Annotated in this window: 13 protein-coding genes; 7 read left to right on the top strand and 6 right to left on the bottom strand. The window is 68.2% G+C overall.

The window, feature by feature from the left end; genetic code table 11:
* Positions 1-2,861: ATP-binding protein (locus AC1DBQ_RS14300; protein WP_476929128.1), on the top strand; the 2,861-nt coding region annotated here is incomplete at its 5' end.
* Between the two features lie 62 nt (positions 2,862-2,923).
* Here the strand turns inward: AC1DBQ_RS14300 and AC1DBQ_RS14295 are convergent.
* From AC1DBQ_RS14295 to AC1DBQ_RS14280, 4 genes are read right to left on the bottom strand one after another with little or no spacing between them, the layout of a single operon-like run.
* Positions 2,924-3,796, bottom strand: a complete 873-nt coding sequence (locus AC1DBQ_RS14295; protein ID WP_476929127.1) for a 3-hydroxyacyl-CoA dehydrogenase family protein — start codon at positions 3,794-3,796, stop codon at positions 2,924-2,926.
* A 30-nt stretch (positions 3,797-3,826) separates the two neighbouring features.
* Positions 3,827-5,296, bottom strand: a complete 1,470-nt coding sequence (locus tag AC1DBQ_RS14290) for an aldehyde dehydrogenase family protein (RefSeq protein ID WP_476929126.1) — start codon at positions 5,294-5,296, stop codon at positions 3,827-3,829.
* Positions 5,297-5,320: 24 nt separating this feature from the next.
* Positions 5,321-6,481 (bottom strand): acyl-CoA dehydrogenase family protein, encoded by a 1,161-nt coding sequence (locus AC1DBQ_RS14285; RefSeq protein WP_344367368.1) that lies wholly within the window; start codon positions 6,479-6,481, stop codon positions 5,321-5,323.
* Positions 6,482-6,513: 32 nt separating this feature from the next.
* On the bottom strand, positions 6,514-7,908 hold the full coding sequence (locus tag AC1DBQ_RS14280) for an aminotransferase class III-fold pyridoxal phosphate-dependent enzyme (RefSeq protein WP_476929125.1): 1,395 nt from the start codon (positions 7,906-7,908) through the stop codon (positions 6,514-6,516).
* Positions 7,909-8,021: 113 nt separating this feature from the next.
* Between AC1DBQ_RS14280 and AC1DBQ_RS14275 the strand changes: the two genes are divergently transcribed.
* The gene (locus AC1DBQ_RS14275) at positions 8,022-9,563 is read left to right on the top strand and encodes a PucR family transcriptional regulator (protein WP_476929124.1); all 1,542 of its coding nucleotides are present in this window, start codon (positions 8,022-8,024) and stop codon (positions 9,561-9,563) included.
* Here the strand turns inward: AC1DBQ_RS14275 and AC1DBQ_RS14270 are convergent.
* Complete coding sequence (locus AC1DBQ_RS14270) at positions 9,532-10,725, bottom strand: CaiB/BaiF CoA transferase family protein (RefSeq protein ID WP_476929129.1); 1,194 nt, start codon at positions 10,723-10,725, stop codon at positions 9,532-9,534. The genes AC1DBQ_RS14275 and AC1DBQ_RS14270 overlap by 32 nt on opposite strands.
* Positions 10,726-11,061: 336 nt before the next feature.
* Between AC1DBQ_RS14270 and AC1DBQ_RS14265 the strand changes: the two genes are divergently transcribed.
* From AC1DBQ_RS14265 to AC1DBQ_RS14245, 5 genes are all read left to right on the top strand, one after another.
* Entirely contained in the window at positions 11,062-11,835 is a 774-nt protein-coding gene (locus AC1DBQ_RS14265) for a FadR/GntR family transcriptional regulator (protein ID WP_476929123.1), read from the top strand.
* On the top strand, positions 11,828-12,568 hold the full coding sequence (locus AC1DBQ_RS14260) for a cache domain-containing protein (RefSeq protein ID WP_476929122.1): 741 nt from the start codon (positions 11,828-11,830) through the stop codon (positions 12,566-12,568). Before AC1DBQ_RS14265 ends, AC1DBQ_RS14260 begins: the two co-directional genes overlap by 8 nt.
* A gap of 118 nt (positions 12,569-12,686) precedes the next feature.
* Positions 12,687-14,120, top strand: coding sequence for an aminobutyraldehyde dehydrogenase (locus tag AC1DBQ_RS14255; protein WP_476929121.1), 1,434 nt, complete (start codon positions 12,687-12,689; stop codon positions 14,118-14,120).
* Positions 14,121-14,212: 92 nt separating this feature from the next.
* Positions 14,213-15,730: an APC family permease gene (locus AC1DBQ_RS14250; RefSeq protein WP_476929120.1), complete on the top strand. Its 1,518-nt coding sequence runs from the start codon at positions 14,213-14,215 to the stop codon at positions 15,728-15,730.
* A 22-nt stretch (positions 15,731-15,752) separates the two neighbouring features.
* Positions 15,753-17,129 carry a flavin monoamine oxidase family protein gene (locus tag AC1DBQ_RS14245; protein ID WP_476929119.1) on the top strand — a complete coding sequence of 459 codons (1,377 nt, stop codon included), beginning with the start codon at positions 15,753-15,755 and terminating at the stop codon, positions 17,127-17,129.
* 102 nt (positions 17,130-17,231) lie between these two features.
* Here the strand turns inward: AC1DBQ_RS14245 and AC1DBQ_RS14240 are convergent, their stop codons facing one another.
* Complete coding sequence (locus AC1DBQ_RS14240; protein ID WP_476929118.1) at positions 17,232-17,726, bottom strand: FBP domain-containing protein; 495 nt, start codon at positions 17,724-17,726, stop codon at positions 17,232-17,234.
* Between the last annotated feature and the right edge of the window lie 478 nt (positions 17,727-18,204).

Below are 18,204 nucleotides of genomic sequence, written 5' to 3'. Positions count from 1 at the left end.
GCGTCAACACCTTCTTCCGCGACCAGGTCCTCGATGCCCCCGCCACGCTGGCCGCTGCTGACGACGTCGTCGAGGAATTCAGCAACCTCATGTCCATCCGGCAGCGCCTCGAGGACGTCCGGCAGCAGCGTGACCAGCTGGCACCCGTCCCCGGGCTGAACAAGGAGTATGCGCAGGCGCTGCTGGACGCGAACCGTCTGCGGGAGCTTTCCGGCGAGGAATTCGAGGCMTACAAGCAGCAGCTCGCCGTCACGGTCCACGAAAAAACCCTGGCCCGGTTGAAGGAGCTCGCCCAGGCCAAAGCCAGCGACCTCGCCGCTGAACGCGCCGTCCGCGACGGCTTCGCCAAGGAGCTTCGACAGCTCGAGGGCGAGTACAACAACCAGGGCGGCAACGCGATCTCCGCGATCGAGCAGTCGCTGGAGAACGCCCGGGTGGGGCTCAAGCTCCGCCAGGAGGTGGAGGAAGCGGCCCGCAAGGCGCTCTCCGACGCCGGACTGGACCTTCAGTGGTCGGCCGCCGGCTGGGACCAGGCCCACGCCCATGCCGCCGCGCGCTCGGCCGAACTGCAGGACGATTCCGAGGTCCTCAGGGAGCTGAGGTTCGAGGCGTTTGACGGCCACGCGACCAAGAAGCGCGAGCTTGCCGCGGCCCAGCAGGAGCTGGTGTCGCTGAAGACGCGCAAGTCGCTGCTGCCGCCGTCGAGCATTGAAAACCGCAGCGCCATCGCGGCGGCCACCGGGGTGCCGGAAGAGCACATGCCCTTTGGCGGCGAACTGATCGACCTCGCCGAGGGCCAGGAACGGTGGCGCCCGGCCGCCGAGCGCGCGCTCCGCAGTCTGGCCACGACGCTACTGGTCCCGGGAGAGCACTTTGCGGCCGTGACCCGGTACCTCAACGACCACTCCGTGCGCGGGGCCCTGCGCGCCGTGGACGTCTCCCGGCCCCTGGCGGGCGGTGCGCTGGCCGTCGAGGACGTGGCAAACGGCGATCTGCTGACCAAGCTCAGTTTCCTCACCGACGCCGGGCTGCCCGCTGGCCCTCAGGCCCACGCGCTGGCGGACGCCAGTGCCTGGCTCCGCGAACGGATTGCGCTCKACTTCGCCTACCCCTGCGTGGAAGACCCKGACGAGCTCGCCGGCCTCGACAAGGGCCTGAGCCTGGGCGGCGTGGTCAAACGCAACCGGCATACGGTGGAAAAGGACGACCGCTTCACGTCCCGCCAGGATTACGTCCTTGGTTTTGACAACGCCGCCAAGCTGGAGCTCGTGGCGGCCCAGGTGGAGGACCTGCAGCAGGAGCTGGCCAAGGCCGCCGAGCTCGCGCAAACCCGGGAGGAGTCGCATCAGGGCATGACCCGGCAGTTGKACGCCCTGCGCCGGGTGGCCGAGGACCACCGGCCCTGGGACCAGGTCTCTGCAGCCGTGGCCGCGGAGGAGCTTGGCCGGATCGAGCAGCGCCTCAAGGACGCCCTCGCCGCGCAGGCGGACCTCGAACCGCTGCGGGCCAACATCGAGGCCGTGCGGCAGAAGCACCAGTCCAGCACGGAGGCGGCGGCCGTGCTGCAGAGCGAGTACAAGGCGCTTGATTCGCGGCTGACTGCGGCTGATTCACTGCTCGACGGTGCACGTGACCGGCTGGCGCAGTCGCCGCCGTCGGACACCAGCGTCGCCRCGCTGGAACCGTACTTCACCGGCGTCGGCGACGTCCTGGAGATGCACGAGCTGGACAACCTCGCCAACCAGGTTCGCACCCGTCTCCTGGCCGAACTGCACGCGGCMGAGTCCCGCGGTCAGGCCACCTCGGAGCGTCTCACCCGCATCTTCGAGGGCTTCGTCCGCGAATGGGGCACGGCGATTTCCGCGGACCACGGCACGTCGATCGGCGCCGCCGGGGAGTTCGAATCCCGCTATCACGCGATTGTCAGCGACGGACTGCCCGCCCAGGAGGCCGAGTTCCGGCAGTTCTTCAACCAGCGCACGCACGAATCCTTTAGCACCCTGCTGCACCTGCTGGATGAGGAACGCCGCTCCATCACGAGCCGCATMCTGCCGCTGAACGGCATCCTGTCCGAGGTCAACTTCCACGAAGGCAGCTTCCTGGAACTCGATATCAAGCAGACACTGCCCCCGACGGCGAAGMAGTTCAAGGACGCCATCCAGAACGCGCTCAAGGTCCGGCACACCCGGCCGGGCAAGTCCGCGGCGGCCGGGGCCTCCGGGACGGAGGCGGACGACGACGCCGAGCTCACCAACCGCTACAAGTCCCTCGAAACGCTGGTGAAGCGGCTCGGCTCACAGACTCCGGAGGACCGGCGCTGGCGGGCCGAGGTGCTGGACGTCCGCGGGCACCTGTTCATCCAGTGCAAGGAGCACCGCGAAGTGCAGGGCAGCGGTGCCCGGGGCGCCGGGTCAAAGGCGGCAGGTCCCAAGGGGGAAGGGATGGCCGCGAAGAAGACCGAGGTCTTCATGCACGCGGACACCGGGTCCATGTCCGGCGGCGAGCGGCAGCGCTTCACCGCGTTCATCATGGCCGCGGCGCTGAGCTACCAGCTGGGCATCGCCGAGCAGGGCTTCACCACCTACGGCACGGTCATGATGGACGAGGCCTTCGTGCTCGCCTCGGAGGAATTCGCCGGCGCAGGCATCAAGGCCCTGCACGAGTTCGGCTTCCAGCTCCTGCTGGCCGCGCCGGAGAACGTGATCGACCTCTCCCGTCACCTGGGGTCCGTGACGGAGATCCTTCGGGACAAGCGCACCAACCGTTCCGGCGTCCTGACCGCGCCCGTGATTGCTCCGCGTCCGGGAACCGAGGGCACCTGGCGGTCCGAGGCAAACCCGGTGGACATCGTCCTGCGCTGACCCCAACTCCCCTCTAAGTGACTGTGAGGATGTGGTGGGGCTAAGGGACGGGGCGGGGAGGCTCAGCGGGAATAGCTGTACCAGCCGGCGCCCGACTTGCGGCCCAACTTCCCGGCCCTGACGAGGGCGGCAACGGACTCGTCCGGGGCGTCGGCGGGGTCGCCGGTCGCCGCATACGTGGCCTGGGCGATGTAGTCCACAACGTCCAGCCCCACCAGGTCCATCAGCTCAAATGGCCCCATCGGATGCCGCAGCGCGGTCTTGGCCGTGGCGTCGATGTCTTCCATGCTGGCCACACCCCCGGCCAGCAGCGCGAGTGCCTCCTTCTGCACGGCGCCCATCAACCGGTTGGCCACGAAGCCCGGCACCTCCCGGTTGATCAGCACCGGCGCCTTGCCCAGGCTCCGGGCGAGTTCGAGGGTGGTCTCCACGGTTTCCCGGGACGTTGCAGCGTGGCGGACCACTTCCACGCATTCCATGACCAGGACGGGATTGAAGAAGTGCATATTGCACACCCGTCCGGGCCGGCCGCTGGCCTCGGCCACGGCGGAKGAGCCGATCGTGGAGGAGTTGGTGGCCAGGATGGCATGGGGCGGGGCGAGCCGGCCCAGCCGGGCAAAGATGGACTTCTTGATCTCGAGCCGTTCGGTGGCGGCCTCAATCACAAAGTCGGCAAAGGGCGCCACCGCGTCCAGATCGGCGCTGAACGCCAGCCGGTCATGGGCGCGCTCGGCCTGCTCCGAGGCCAGTTTGCCGGATTTCACCATTTTGTCCGTGCGTTCACGCAGTTGGGCCGCGGCGTCGTCCAGTTGGCTCGGCGACACGTCCTGCACGGTGGTGGTGTACCCGGCCAGGGCAGCGGTCAGCGCAATCTGGGACCCCAGGGCGCCGGCGCCGATGACGAGGACGTGCGTGATGGTGGTGCTGGGTGGCATCGTTTTCTCCGGTTCGGTGGGGACGGGCTGCTAGGACAGGGCCCGGCCGCCCCGAAGGTAGACGGTGGTGGTGTGCGTGTAGAACTCCTTGGCGCTCTGCCCCTGCTCCTTGGGTCCGTAGCCGCTCTTCTTGGCCCCGCCGAACGGCACATGCGGATCGGCGCCGGCCGATTCGGAGTTCACGTGCAGGATCCCGACGTCCAGCTCCTCCATTCCCTCCAGCGCCAGGGTGACGTCCTGCGTGAAGAGTGCTGCGGAGAGACCGAAGTCGCTGTCATTGGCCAGGTCAAAGGCTTCCTGCGTTGAGGCTGCCCGGCKGACGCTGAGCACGGGGCCAAAGAGCTCATCGCGCCAGACATCAGCGTGGCGTGCCCCCGTGAGCTCCAGGATCGTGGGGGCAACGAAGTGGCCGCTGGCCCGCGCCGCGTCGTCATAGGGTAGGCCGCCCGTCAGCAGCCCGGCGCCCTGGTCCAGCGCCGTCGCGATGCCGCGCTGGATGGATGCCCGGGCGTCGGCGCTGACGACGGGGCCCATCTGGGTGGACGGATCTGCGGGGTCGCCCACCAGCAGGGACTGGGCCCGGGTGGCCAGTCCGGCGAGGAATTCATCGGCGACGGCGTCMGCCACGATCAGCCGCGACGTCGCCGTGCACTTCTGCCCTGTTGAGCGGAAAGCGCCGAGCATGACCTGCTCGGCGGCCAGTTCGAGGTCCGCGTCGGCCAGGACGATGGCGGCGTTCTTCCCGCCCATTTCCGCCTGGATYGGGACGCCGCGGCCCGCCGCCGCGGAGGCCAGGCTACGGCCCACGCGGGTGGAGCCGGTGAATGACAGCCCGTCCAGCGCCGGATGCTGCACCAAGGCGGTCCCGATGGCGCCGGGGCCAATGACCAGATTGAGGACGCCGGCGGGCAGGCCGSCCTGTTCCAGCGCCTGGGTCAGCCGCATGGCGAGCAGGGGCACTGTGCTGGCCGGCTTCCAGACCACCGTGTTGCCGTATGTGAGTGCGGGGGCGATCTTCCAGGCCGGGATGGCGATGGGGAAGTTGAACGGCGTCACGACGCCCACCACTCCCAGCGGCTTGCGCGTGACGAAGATCTTTTCGCCCCGGCGCGGGGAGGCGTAGATCGCCCCGGCTTCACGGTCGCCGTCGTTGCCGTAGTAGCGGAAAATCTGCGCGGCGCGCAGCACCTCGCCCTGGCCCTCGGCCAGCGTCTTTCCTTCCTCACGGGCCAGCTCCAGCCCCCAGGCCTGCGAGTTCGCTTCCAGGATCGCCGCCGTGCGCAGCAGCACCGCGCCGCGTTCATGGGCCGGGGTGCGGGCCCAGCCATGCTTCGCCGCTACAGCGCTGGTCATGGCGCGGTCGACGTCGGCCGGTCCGGCCTGCAGGCCRTGCGCCACCGTMTCGGCCGGGCGGGCGGGATTGACGGAGGTGATGATGCCGCCGTCGCCCTGAAACCAGGTGCCCGAGATGTAATGCTGCAGTTCGACTGCTGTAGTCATTGCTGTTCCTTTGCTGGGAGCGCCTTAGCGGAAGGCCGGGATGCCGGTGATGTGGTTGCCGAGGATCAGGGTGTGGACCTCGTCGGTGCCCTCATACGTGCGCACGGATTCGAGGTTGTTGGCGTGCCGCAGCGGCGAATAGTCCAGGGTGATGCCGTTGCCGCCCAGCATGGCGCGGGCATCACGGCAGATCTGGATGGCCTCGCGGCAGTTGTTGAGCTTTCCTACGGAGATGTGGTGCGGCTTGAGCTGGCCKGCTTCCTTGAGGCGGCCGATCTGCAGTGCCAGGAGCATGCCCTTGTTGATTTCCAGGGCCATGTTGACCAGCTTTTCCTGGGTCAGCTGGTAGCCCGCCAGGGGCTTGTCGAACTGCAGGCGCTCCTGCGAGTAGCTGACGGCCGTCTCGTAGCTGTCGCGCGCGGCCCCCATGGCTCCCCAGATGATGCCGTAGCGGGCTTCATTGAGGCACTCGAACGGACCGCGGAGTCCCTTGGCGTTCGGCAGTATCGCGGTGGACGGGAGGCGGACCTCGCTCAGTTCGATGTCGCACTGGATGGAGGCGCGCATGGAGAGCTTGGGCTCAATCGGGGTGGCCTTGAACCCGGGGGTGTCGGTGGGCACGATGAAGCCGCGCACGCCGTCGTCGGTCATGGCCCAGATGATGGCGATCTGGGCGATCGAGGCCAGGCCGATCCAGCGCTTGGAGCCGTTGATGACCCAGCCGTCCCCGTCGCGGCGGGCGAAGGTCTTCATGCTGCCGGGATCGGAGCCGGCCGTGGGTTCCGTCAGGCCGAAGCAGCCGACGACGTCGCCGGCGGCCATCCTGGGCAGCCACTGGTTCTTCTGCTCCTCGGAGCCGTGCTTGTAGATGGCGCTCATCGCGAGGGAGCCCTGCACGCTGACGAAGGTGCGCAGGCCTGAATCGCCTGCCTCAAGTTCCATGGCGGCGATGCCGTATTCCACGGCGGAACGGCCCGGGCAGCCGTAACCCTTCAAATGCATGCCAAGCAGGCCCAGCCCGGCCATGTCCTTGATGATCTCGACCGGGAAGATGGCCTGCTCGTACCAGGCGGCAATATTGGGCCGGATGGTGCTGTCCACAAAGGACCGCACCTTGTCCCGCATGGCCAGTTCTTCGGGGGTGAAGAGGGAGTCGATGTTCAGCAGGTCAGAGGATTCGTTCATGGTGTTCTCCAAGAGTTTGCGGGGCTGGGGACTTAGACGGCTGCCAGTGCCGCGGCACTGGCAGTGTCCRTGTCTGTCTGAGCGGCATTGGCGGCCACGATGGCGTTGCGCAGCACGCCGAGGCCGTCCCGGATCAAGTCCGGACCAATGACCAGGGGCGGCAGCAACCGGATCACATTGCCGTGGGTGCCGCAGACCAGGACCAGGACGCCCTGCCGGTGGCAGGCGGCCGCCACCTGGGCCGCAAGATCAGCGCGCGGTTCCAGCGTGTCCTTGTCCGCGAATTCGACGGCGAGCATGGCGCCGCGGCCGCGGAACTCGGCAATGATGGCCGTGCTGTCGACGAGGGGCTGCAGCACCTCGCGGGCGGTTGCCTCGATGGTCAGGGCGTTCGCCAGCAGCGTGCCGTCTTCAAAGGCCTCGAAGACGCCCAGCGCGGCGGCGCACGCCACCGGGTTTCCGGCGTACGTGCCGCCCAGGCCGCCGACGTGCGGGGCGTTCATGAGCTCGGCCCGTCCGGTGACCGCGCTCAGCGGCAGGCCGCCCGCCAGGGCCTTGGCGGTCAGGGTGAGGTCGCCGGCGACGCCTTCGTGCTCGCTCGCAAAGAGCCTGCCGGTGCGCCCCATGCCGGTCTGGATCTCGTCCATCACCAGCACGATGCCGTATTTGGTGGCCAGCTCCCGCAGTCCGGCCAGGAAGCCGGGGGCGGGCACCAGGAAGCCGCCTTCACCCTGGATGGGTTCGATGACCATGGCGGCAAACGATCGGGGATCGTTCTCCAGCAGCAGCGCCTCGACGCCGGCCAGGGCGGTGGCAGCCGTGGCGTCCCCGCCGCCTCTGGCCCACAAACGGGTGGCCGTGGGAGCGCGGAAGACCTCGCCCGGGAACGGGCCGAAGTTCTTCTTGTACGGGTTGACCTTGGCGGTCATGGCCATCGTGAGGAGGGAGCGGCCGTGGTAGGCGTCGTCGAATACCAGCACCCGTTCCCGGCCTGTGGCGGCGCGGGCAATCTTGACGGCATTTTCCACGGCTTCCGCGCCGGTGGAGAAGAGCGCGGTGCGTTTCTGGAAGTCTCCCGGGACATGCGCGTTCAGCCACGCGGCCACCTGCGTGAAGGAATCGTACTCGGTCACCATGAAGCAGGTGTGGGTGAACCTGCCCATCTGGGCGGCCACGTGCGCCTGGACCTGGGCGTTCACGGCGCCCACGCTGGTCACGGCGATGCCGGAGGCGAAATCGATGATGCGGTTGCCGTCAACATCTTCCAGGATTCCACCGGAGGCGCGGTTGATGAAGACGGGCATCGTCACGCCGAAGCCGGAGCTGACCTGCGCTTCGCGTTMGCGGTGCAGGGCTGTGGAGACGGGGCCCGGAATAGCGGTGGCAAGGTGGCGGGTCTGCGTGAGGTTGTCTGTGGATCTGGTCATGTAGACAAGGTAATGTGCCCTCCTCGGCCTGGCATTGGATAGTCTGTCCAAGGTTGAACCTATTTTGGTTAGAATATCCAAAGAATTGGTGCCTGCCCCGAAAGGACCACCGCGTGATCAGCTTGGCCCAACTGCACAGCCAGCTCGGCAGCGATCTTCGCCCGGYCGCGGGAGGGGCGGTGGCCGTGCGGCAGATCTCGGGTGTGCACATCTCCGAGCTCGACGATCCCACGCCGTATCTGGAAGGCGGCGAGCTGCTACTYACGACGGGCATCCCCGTCTCGGGCGGAGAGGCTAAGGTGCAGGCCTACGTCCGGCGCCTTGTGGAGCGCAACATCGCGGCTCTGGGCCTCGGGCTGGGGGCCGGCGTGGATGAGGTGCCGCCGGCTTTGAGTGCCGCGTGCGGCTCGGCCGGCCTGGAGCTTCTGGTGGTGCCTGACGGCACGCCGTTCATGAACGTCTCCCGCGCCTATTGGGACCTCGTGGGCCGCGAAGGCCAGGCCGACCTGACCGCCAGCCTCGGCACGCAGACGGCGCTGGCACGGGCCGCGACGCAGGCGGATGCGCTCCCTTCCGTGGTCAAGGCCCTGGCCCAGGCGCTGGGCGGCTGGGTGGCGTACCTTCCGGCCGACAGCGGGGCGGAAACCCTGTGGCCGGCTGACAACCACACGATTKTCGAACAACTGCGTAGGGAGACCTCGCGGCTTGACATGGCCGTGACGCATTCGGCCTCCACGTTTCAGATCCACGGCACCGACGTCGTGGAGTATCCCGTGCTGGTGGGGCGGCGGACGKTCGGGTTCCTGGCCATTGGTKCAGGRCGCAAACTGACCCGCGCTGACCGGCAGATCATCATGACGGTGTGCGTGTTGCTMTCACTCAAGGCCGCCCAGCAGTTGGAGAGCGACGCCACCGCTGCCGCGCTCGGATCGGCCGTGACCAAGCTCTTTCTCACCGGACATGTTGACGCCGGCCGGGCCCTGGCACCGGATCTGGGCATTGTCGCACCTACCGGCGCTGTGCGGCTCCTGGTGGTGCGTGGCGAGATCGATCCCGCGGYGGTTTCCGGGGAGCTGGAGTCGAGGCTGCGCGCCGGGACCGGATGGGCTGGCTGGCCTGAGGCCGGTGGCGCCCTGCGTTCCTGCCGCCTGCGCCACGTGGCGGGCGGCCTCAGCTATTACGTGCTGGACGCGGAATACCGCGACGCCGGCACTCCCGGCAGCGGCGGCGGCAGCGCCGGCAGGACTACGCAGTCGGAGCCGTACGACKCCGACGGCGGTGCCGGCAACGCCGCTGTCACGGCCGTGCTKAGCAGGCCGATGCCGCTGGAACGGGTGCACGAGGAGGCCGGACAGCTGGCCGCCATGGTGCGTGCGCTGGCTGCCGGGCAGATTGTCGACGCACCGGAGGGGGCCCTGGATCCGCGGGCCCAGGGCTGGGTGGCGGCGCTGCGCGGGTACCAGCGCGCCGACCTGGTCGGAACCGTCCGCGCCTATCTGCGGCACCGGGGCCAGTGGGAGGGCGCCGCCCGCGAGCTGGGGATCCACCGGAACTCGCTGCGCCACCGGATGGGAATAGCGGCGGAACTGCTGCAGGCGGATCCGGACGATCCCGACGTCGCGGCTAACCTCTGGCTGGCACTGCGCTGGGCCTAGCGCCGGACTGGTTAGCGCCGGACAGCCACGCCCGGAGGGGGTCGCTGTGTTCGCCCAGCGACGGCGGGGCCGCTGCGGGGGCCCGGAACGCCGGCGTCCAGGTAATGGGATGGCGGATCTGCCTTCCGGCCGGCTGGCCGGCCGCGTTGCGGACCTCGATGGTCGGTTCAAGCCCCAGTGACTCGGCGTACTCAAGACCCTCGTCGATGCCTGCGACATGGCCGGCCGGGACGCCGGCGTCGATCAGCTTGCCCTGCCAGATGAGGGCCGACGATGCGGACAGGGCATCCTCCAACAGGGGCACCAGTTCGGTGCGGTGTTCCACCCGCGCGTTGTTGGTGGCAAAGCGCGGGTCACTGGCCAGCCCGGCAATGCCCAGAACCCGGGTCAGCTTGGCGAACTGTCCGTCGTTGCCGCAGGCCACCGCCAGCGGAGCGTCCGCACACTCCAGCAGCTGGTAGGGCACGATCGAGGGGTGGGCACTGCCCATCCGGTGCGGAACCTTGCCCGCGCCCAGGAAGGCCTGGCCCTGATTGGCCAGCGCGCCCTGCAGGCTCGAGAGCAGATTGAGCTCCAGGTGGGCCCCGCGCCCCGAGACGCTACGGGCCGCCAGCGCGGCAAGGACGCCAATGGCGGTGTCCTTGGCCGTCAGGACGTCGACGAGTGCGACGCCGGCCTTGGTGGGGCCGCCGTCTTTCTCCCCGGTGATGCTCATCAGCCCGCCCAGGGCCTGGACGATGAAGTCATAGCCCATCAGGTTGGCCCCGCCCGCGCTGCCAAAACCCGTGATCGAGGCGTAGATCAGGCCGGGGTTGGCGGCGGAGAGCTCCGCATAGCCCAGACCCAGCTTCGCCATCCCGCCGGGCTTGAAGTTTTCCACCAGGACATCGGCACGCAGGGCCAACTCCCTGGCCAGCTGCAGATCCCCGGGGTCGGCAAGGTCCAGGCAGGCGGATTCCTTGTTGCGGTTCGCACTCTCAAAGTAGGTGGCCCCGGTGGGGGAGTACGGCGGCCCCCAGCTGCGGGTGTCGTCCCCGGCGCCGGGGCGCTCCACCTTGATCACGCGGGCGCCCAGGTCAGCCAGCGTCATGGTGGCCAGCGGTCCGGCCAGGACACGGGAGAAATCGGCCACCAGGAGACCCGACAGCGGTCMGGCAGGCATGTCCGTGGGCTCTTGGGCGGCGTCCCGGGCGGCGGAACCGGGCTGGGGGCCGGACGTCGGAGTCATAGGGAGTCCCTTCGTGGAGTGCCCGCGGCACATCGCCGTGCCCCGGGCATCTGATCAAGGATTCGAAGCCTAACAAGGCGCAACCACCCGAACATTGGATGAACCGACCTGGCACTGGCTGCTCTGCACAACAACCATCCGCCAACGAACGCGGCGCTGCGGCGGGCGGCCACGGCGGACCGGGCACCCGCGCGGCCGATAGAGTGGCGCTATGGAAGCAGATCCTTCGGTTCCGGCCAGCCCGGAACGCGGCCGGCCGCAGGCGCCGCGGTGAGCCAGGAACCATCCGCCACCACGCCGTCGCGCGGGGCCCGGGCCGCCGTCTTCGCCCAGCTGACCGGCGCCGGCAGGTCCGAGCAAGTGGCMCAGCGGCTGACCGATGCCATTCTGCTCGGCGTGCTGGCCCCCGGCGACCGGCTGCCCAGTGAGGMCGAGTTGGCCAAGCGCTTTGGCGTGGCCCTGGTGACGGCGCGCGACGGGCTCGGGGCTGTCCGCGAGGCCGGGCTGGTGGAGACCCGGCGCGGACGCGAGGGCGGCAGCTTTGTGCTGGCCACCGAGCAGACGCCGGAAAGGCTCCTGCAGGCCCGGCTGCGCGGACTTTCGCAGGTGGAGATTGCCGACCTCGCCGTCTATTTCGGCACGCTGGCCGCCGGCTGCGCGGAACGGGCGGCCGAGCTTGCGTCCACCGATGAAGCCGAACGGCTCACCGCCTGGCTTCAAGATGCCGACTTCAGCTCCGCCAGCGATTCCGGCCGAAACGCCGGCGGTTTCTACCTCGAGATCGCCGTCGTCAGCCAGTCGCCGCGCCTGGTGCGCGAGCAGATCCGCCTCCAGGCCGAGTTCGGCCCCATGCTGTGGCTGTGCCTGACCGACCCGGCCATGCKGGCGCGGGTCTATGCGCAAAACCAACGCACYGCCGAGGCGATAGCCGCCCATGACGCCGCCGCGGCCCGCGCCTCGGTCCGGGCACAGATCGCCGACCTTTCCGCCTGGCTGCTGGCAGCCAAGGAACGTCTTGAGCAAGGAGCAGCAGCCGATGGCTGAGAACCACAGTGCGGATTCCGTGCGGGCTCGGGCCCGCAACTGCGCCGCGGCCATCGGAGCGTTGTTCAACGGCGTCTTCGGAACCCTGGACCACTGGCGCAGCCGGGTCGAAGCCGCAACCGCCTGGAGCGCGGGAGACATCGATCCCGCCGTGTACGCGATGGTCGGTCCGGAACTCACAGCCGCCGACCCGCTGCTGATCGGCGCCGGATTCATCGCGGCACCGGGCGTGGTCCGCGGCAAGGGCCTCCATTTTGCCTGGTGGCTGGGCCCGCTGGAGGACAACCCGATCCTCGGCACCACCACCGAGCCGAGCCAGCTGGATCTGGCGTCGCGCGAGTACGCCGACTATCTGCGGGACCTCAGCGCGCTGGAGTGGTACCGGGTTCCCGAAGCCACCGGTGCCCGGCACATCACGGGCCCMTATGTGGACCACTTGTGCACGTGCGACTACATCCTCACGCTCACCGCGCCCGTCGTCGTCGGCGGATCCATGGCTGGAGTGGTAGGCGCGGACGTCCTGGTGCGCCGGCTGGAGCGGGACGCCCTCCCGCTGATGCGCGCCGTGGGCGCCCCGACAGCTCTGGTGAGCGCCGCCGGCCGGGTGATTGTGTCCACCGATCCGCAACTCCCCGTGGGCACTCTTGCCACCGCAGATGCGGGCCCGGCCTGGACCAGCGCCATCACTTGCCCCGGAACCAACCTGAAAGTCCTGGTGCGCACAGCTCCATAATTTAAACATCCCATTTCAGATGAATAAGGTGTAGTCTCACCATGTGGCCGTGAATCAGGTCACATCGTGGCAGGGTTCGCGGCGCGGACCGGCCACCCAATTCATTGAAGGGAACCACATGAGCGTGCGGAATTTGCGGAACTTCGTCAACGGCCAGTTTGTTGACTCGGCCGACACCAGCCGGCTGGAGATCCACAACCCGGCCACCGAAGAAGTCATCGCYACAACGCCCGTTTCCACCGCCGCCGACGTCGCTGCCGMCTACGCTGCGGCCGCTGCGGCGTTTGAAATCTGGAGCGAAACCACTCCCGCAGAGCGCCAGCGGGCGCTGCTGCGCATTGCCGACGCCGTCGAGGCCAGGGCCGAGGAACTGGCCGACCTCGAATGCGCCGATACCGGCAAGCCCCGGGCCGGGATTGTGCCGGATGAGATCGAGGTACTTGTGGACCAGATCCGCTTCTTCGCCGGTGCGGCCCGGACCCTGGAAGGGCGCGCCACCGCCGAGTACCTCGCGGACCACAGTTCCTCGATCCGGCGCGAGCCCATCGKCGTCATCGGCCAGGTGKCCCCCTGGAACTACCCGCTGATGATGGCCGCGTGGAAGGTCATTCCCGCGCTTGCGGCCGGCAACACCGTAGTCCTCAAACCCTCCGATTCCACACCGAGCTCCACCCTGCTGTTTGCCGGACTGGCCAGCGAATTCCTCCCCGCCGGTGCGTTCAACGTGGTGCTGGGGKACCGTGAGACCGGCAGGGCCCTGGTGGCCGACGAGGCTCCGGAAATGGTGTCCATCACGGGCAGCGTGCGGGCCGGCATGGAGGTGGCCGGAGCGGCCGCCGCCGACGTCAAGCGCGTTCACCTCGAGCTGGGCGGCAAAGCCCCGGTCATCGTGTTCGACGACGTCGACATCGCCACCGCGGTGGCGGGGATCGTCCMGGCGTCGTTCTACAACGCCGGCCAGGATTGCACCGCGGCCACGCGGCTGCTGGTGCATGAGGACATCCACGATGAGTTCGTGGCTGCTTTTGCCGAGGAAGTGCGGCGCAACGCCAAGACCGGCGGCCCCGCCGAGGACGGAATCCTGTACGGCGCGCTCAGCAGCGCCGACCATCTTCAGCGCGTCGCCGGATTCCTGGAGCGGCTGCCGGAACACGCCACCGTGGAAGTCGGCGGCAAGCGCCACGGAGGGGTGGGCTACTTCCACGAGGCCACCGTCGTGTCCGGGCTGAACCAGGACGACGAGCTCGTCCAGAGCGAGGTGTTCGGCCCCATCGTTACGGTGCAGAAGTTCTCCACCGACGCCGAAGCCCTGGCCATGGCCAACGACGTCGACTACGGGCTGGCGTCTTCCGTGTGGACCAAGGACCACACCCGGGCCATGCAGTTCGCCAAGCGCTTGGACTTCGGCTGCGTCTGGATCAACACCCACATCCCGCTGGTGGCCGAGATGCCCCACGGCGGATTCAAGCACTCCGGGTACGGCAAGGACCTGTCCATGTACGGGCTGGAGGACTACACCCGGATCAAGCACGTCATGAGCTACATCGGCTAAGCCGCCCCGCGAGCCCCCGGCACCCGGGAACCATCGGCATCTCCGGCCCGCACCCCGCCAGCATCTMCCGCCAACGTCGTCGGAAGGAAACCATGTCTACCGAACCACGCAGTACCACCGAGCTCAACGATAGTGAGCACCTTGCCGTCCTGGGCTACCAGGATTCCTTTGACCGGTCCATGTCCCTCTGGGCAAACTTCGCCCTCGGATTCACCTACCTTTCGCCGCTGGTGGGGGTGTACTCCCTCTTCRCGATCGCCATGGCGGCCGGCGGCCCGCCGTCGGTTTTCTGGATCTTCATCGTGGGGGCGGGACAGATGCTGGTGGCTCTGGTATTCGGCGAGGTGGTCTCGCAGTACCCCATCCACGGTGGCATCTATCCGTGGACCAGGCGGCTGTGGGGCCGGCGCTACGCCTGGATGGCCGCCTGGGTCTACATCTGGGCCATGATCGTCACCATTACCGCGGTGGCCGAATTCGGCAGCGGCTTCCTGGCCAGCCTGTTCGAGGTTGAGGTGACCCGGGAAACCACGCTTGGCCTGACGGTACTGCTCCTTGTTGTGGCGCTGGCCCTGAACTTCACCGGTACCAAGACGATGGCGCGGGTGGCCCGGATCGGGCTGGCTTCCGAGCTGATCGGCGTGATCGCCGTCGGCCTCTACCTGTTGATTTTCCAGCGCAAGCAGAGCTTCGGCGTGTTCTTCGACTCGATGGGGGTGGAGGGCGATGGCAGTTACCTGCACGCCTTCATGGGGGCCGCCCTGGCCGGGCTCTTCCTGTTCTACGGCTTTGAAGCCTGTGGCGACGTGGCGGAGGAAGTCGCCAGTCCGGCGCGGCGGATCCCGCGGGCCATGATGATGACCATTGTGGTCGGAGGCGTCTCGGCGCTGTTCTCCTTMGGCGGCTATGTGCTGGCGGCGCCCAACCTGCAGGAAATCGTCAACGGCCAGGATCCTGACCCGATCCCCGCCATCCTGGAATCGGCCCTCGGGCCGGTGGGTGCCAAGATCTTCCTGGTGGTTGCGATCACGGCCTTCCTGTCCTGCGTGCTGAGCCTGCAGGCAGCGGCCAGCCGGCTKATCTTCTCCTTTGCCCGTGACGGCATGGTGCCCGGCCACCGCTGGCTCTCCAGGGTTTCCGGCACAGCCAAGGTCCCCGCGAACGCCCTCATCGTCGCCGCGAGCATTCCGTTGGCCATCTGCGTCATCATCTATCTGGGGTCCGACGAGCTGCTCACGCAGATCACCTCCTTTGCCGTGCTGGGCATCTACATTGCGTTCCAGTCGGTGGTGCTKGCCTCCCTGCGCCAGCGGCTCAAGGGCTGGCGTCCTGCCGGGCCGTTCAGCCTGGGCGCCGCAGGGTTCGCGATCAATGTCGCGGCCCTGGCCTACGGCATCTTTGCCATGGTGTTGCTGGCTTGGCCCGGCTCCACGGGCGTCTTTGTCACCGACTGGACCGTCCTGATCGGCCTCGCCGTTGTGGCGGGCACCGGCCTCCTCTACCTCCTGCTGGCCCGCCCGGACGCCAAATCGACGGCGCCGGCCGGCGACGCGATCGACGTCGCCGCCAAGCTGCGGGCCGGCAGTGCCCGGCAAGCAGCGGTCAACTAACGCACCAACGAAAGAGCAGACAGTGAAAAGTATTGAACGCGATGTTGTCATCATCGGTGCCGGCCCGGCCGGGCTCAACGCCGCCCGGGACCTGAAAGCGGCGGGCCTGACGGTTGCCGTGCTGGAGGCCCGTGACCGGGTTGGCGGCCGGACCTGGACCAGCACCATTGACGKAGCCATGCTCGAAATCGGCGGCCAGTGGATATCACCGGACCAGGCGGCACTCAAAGGCCTGCTGGGCGAGCTGGACCTGGAAACATTCAGCCGCTACCGTGAGGGCCAGTCCGTCTACGTCGCCCCGGACGGCACCCGTAGCCTCTACACGGGGGAGATGTTCCCGGTGTCCGAGCGCACCGAGGCCGAAATGCGCCGGCTGATCGGCATCCTGGATGAGCTGGCCGCCGAGATCGGCGCCGCGGAGCCGTGGGCGCACCCCCGGGCGCGCGAACTCGACACCGTTTCGCTGCACCACTGGATGCGCCAGCTCTCTGACGACGAGGAGGCATGCGCCAACATCGGCCACTTTCTGGCCGGCGGCATGCTCACTAAGCCGGCGCACTCCTTCTCCGCCCTGCAAGCCGTCCTGATGGCGGCATCGGCGGGCTCGTTCTCAAACCTGGTGGACGAGGACCTGCTGCTGGACCAGCGCGTGGTGGGAGGGATGCAGCTCGTGTCGGAGACCATCGCCGCCGCGCTGGGGGACGACGTCGTCCTTGAGTCCCCGGTGCGGACCCTGCGCTGGGACGAAAACGGCGTCACCGCCGTCTCGGACCGCGGCACGGTGAACGCCCGGTACGCCATCATGGCCGTGCCGYCGAACCTGTACTCGCACGTGAGTTTTGACCCGCCGCTGCCCCGCCGCCAGCACCAGATGCATCAGCACCAGTCGCTGGGCCTGGTCATCAAGGTGCACGCCGTCTACGAGACGCCGTTCTGGCGCGAAGAGGGCCTCTCCGGCACCTGCTTCAGTCCCGATCTGGTGGTCCAGGAAATCTACGACAACACCAATCACGAGGACCCGCGCGGAACCCTGGTCGCCTTCGTGCCGGATGAGAAGGCGGACGCGATGTTCGCCCTCGACGCCGGGGAACGGCGCCGGGTGATCCTCTCGGCCATGGCGGAGTCCTTGGGCCCGAAAACCCTGGAACCGGTGGTGTATTACGAGTCCGACTGGGCCTCCGAGGAATGGACCCGCGGCGCCTTCGCCTCCAGCTACGATCTGGGCGGCCTGCACCGCTACGGCGCGGACCAGCTCACCCCGGTGGGGCCCATCTACTGGGCGTCCTCGGACCTGGCAGCCGAGGGCTACCAGCATGTGGACGGCGCGGTCCGGATGGGCCGGGCCACGGCGGCCCGCATCCTGGACCGCGACGCCGCCAGCACGGAGGCCGCMGCGTAGCGGCCCCCCGGCCGGCCTTTCAGTCCGGCCTTCCAGCAACGCGGGGTCACGTACGGTCCATAATTCCGGGCCGTAGGTGACCCCGCGTTGCTTGTGCCGTCGCTACGCTCCCTGCACCCGCTCCACGAATTGGGCCGTGCGGGCCGCCAGCCCGGAGATTTGCCGCAGCACGACGGCGGCGGGGTCCGGATTGATCTCGTTGGCCGGAGGCTCCACCCGTACATTGCGGCAGCAKAGGAACTCGGCGCAGATCAAGGTGCCCAGCGTGTTGCCGTTGCGGCCCGACTGCCCTGCGCGCTTGGCCACCCAGAGCAGGACATCGTCCTTGGAGAACACATCCCGGCACAGCTCGCAGAGCACGGAGCGGTTCTTCTTGGCACCGCCTTCAGGGGCCCGGAGCATGATTCCGATGGGACCCTTCGGCCCGGGCACCACAAGATAGCCGCGCAGGGGCATCTTCTCGTCCCGCCAGGCCAGGAAGTCGAGCTTCTCCCAGTCCAGGGTGTCGAAGTTTTTGGGCAGATTGAGTTTCGCGGCTTCTGACCGGCTCGCGTTGATGAAGGACGAGCGGATCTGCTGCGGCGTGATTTTTTGCATGACGGAAACTTTCGGAATCGAAGAGGTGCCGCCCGGGCGGGAAACAGCGCGCCAAAGCGGAACGGGGGCAGACGACTGCCAGCCTGCGACTCCGGTTAGGACCGGGCGTCTCCGCGGGGTGATTCCGCTGCGAGACGGGATTGTTCGGAAAGAGCTGGCAGCAGCGCGGGCGCGTAGCAGGCCACAGCGGCCACCCCGCTAACCGTGGCAGCGGTGATCGTCGCGATCCGCATGCTCACTCCCCMGTTCCAAGAGTTCCCCGGTTCTGATAATMCGGGTCCGTTTATCCGGAGAGCCCATCCTTGCAAAGCCCTGGATTCCTGTCCAGCCGACTGCAAGAACCCGGACCAGCCTGCAGGGCGCCCTGCAGTCTCCAACTGACGCTCCCRGTTCCACCTCAGGCAGTGGGCGAAGCAACCAGGGGAGCGGTATCGCTCAGACGCCGCAACTTGGGAATGGGGATCCGTTTGTTGATGGC

The sequence above is a fragment of the Arthrobacter sp. 10T413_2 genome (assembly GCF_056394205.1).
Note: the sequence above shows the minus strand (reverse complement) of the source record. Positions and strands in the feature narration are given on the sequence as shown.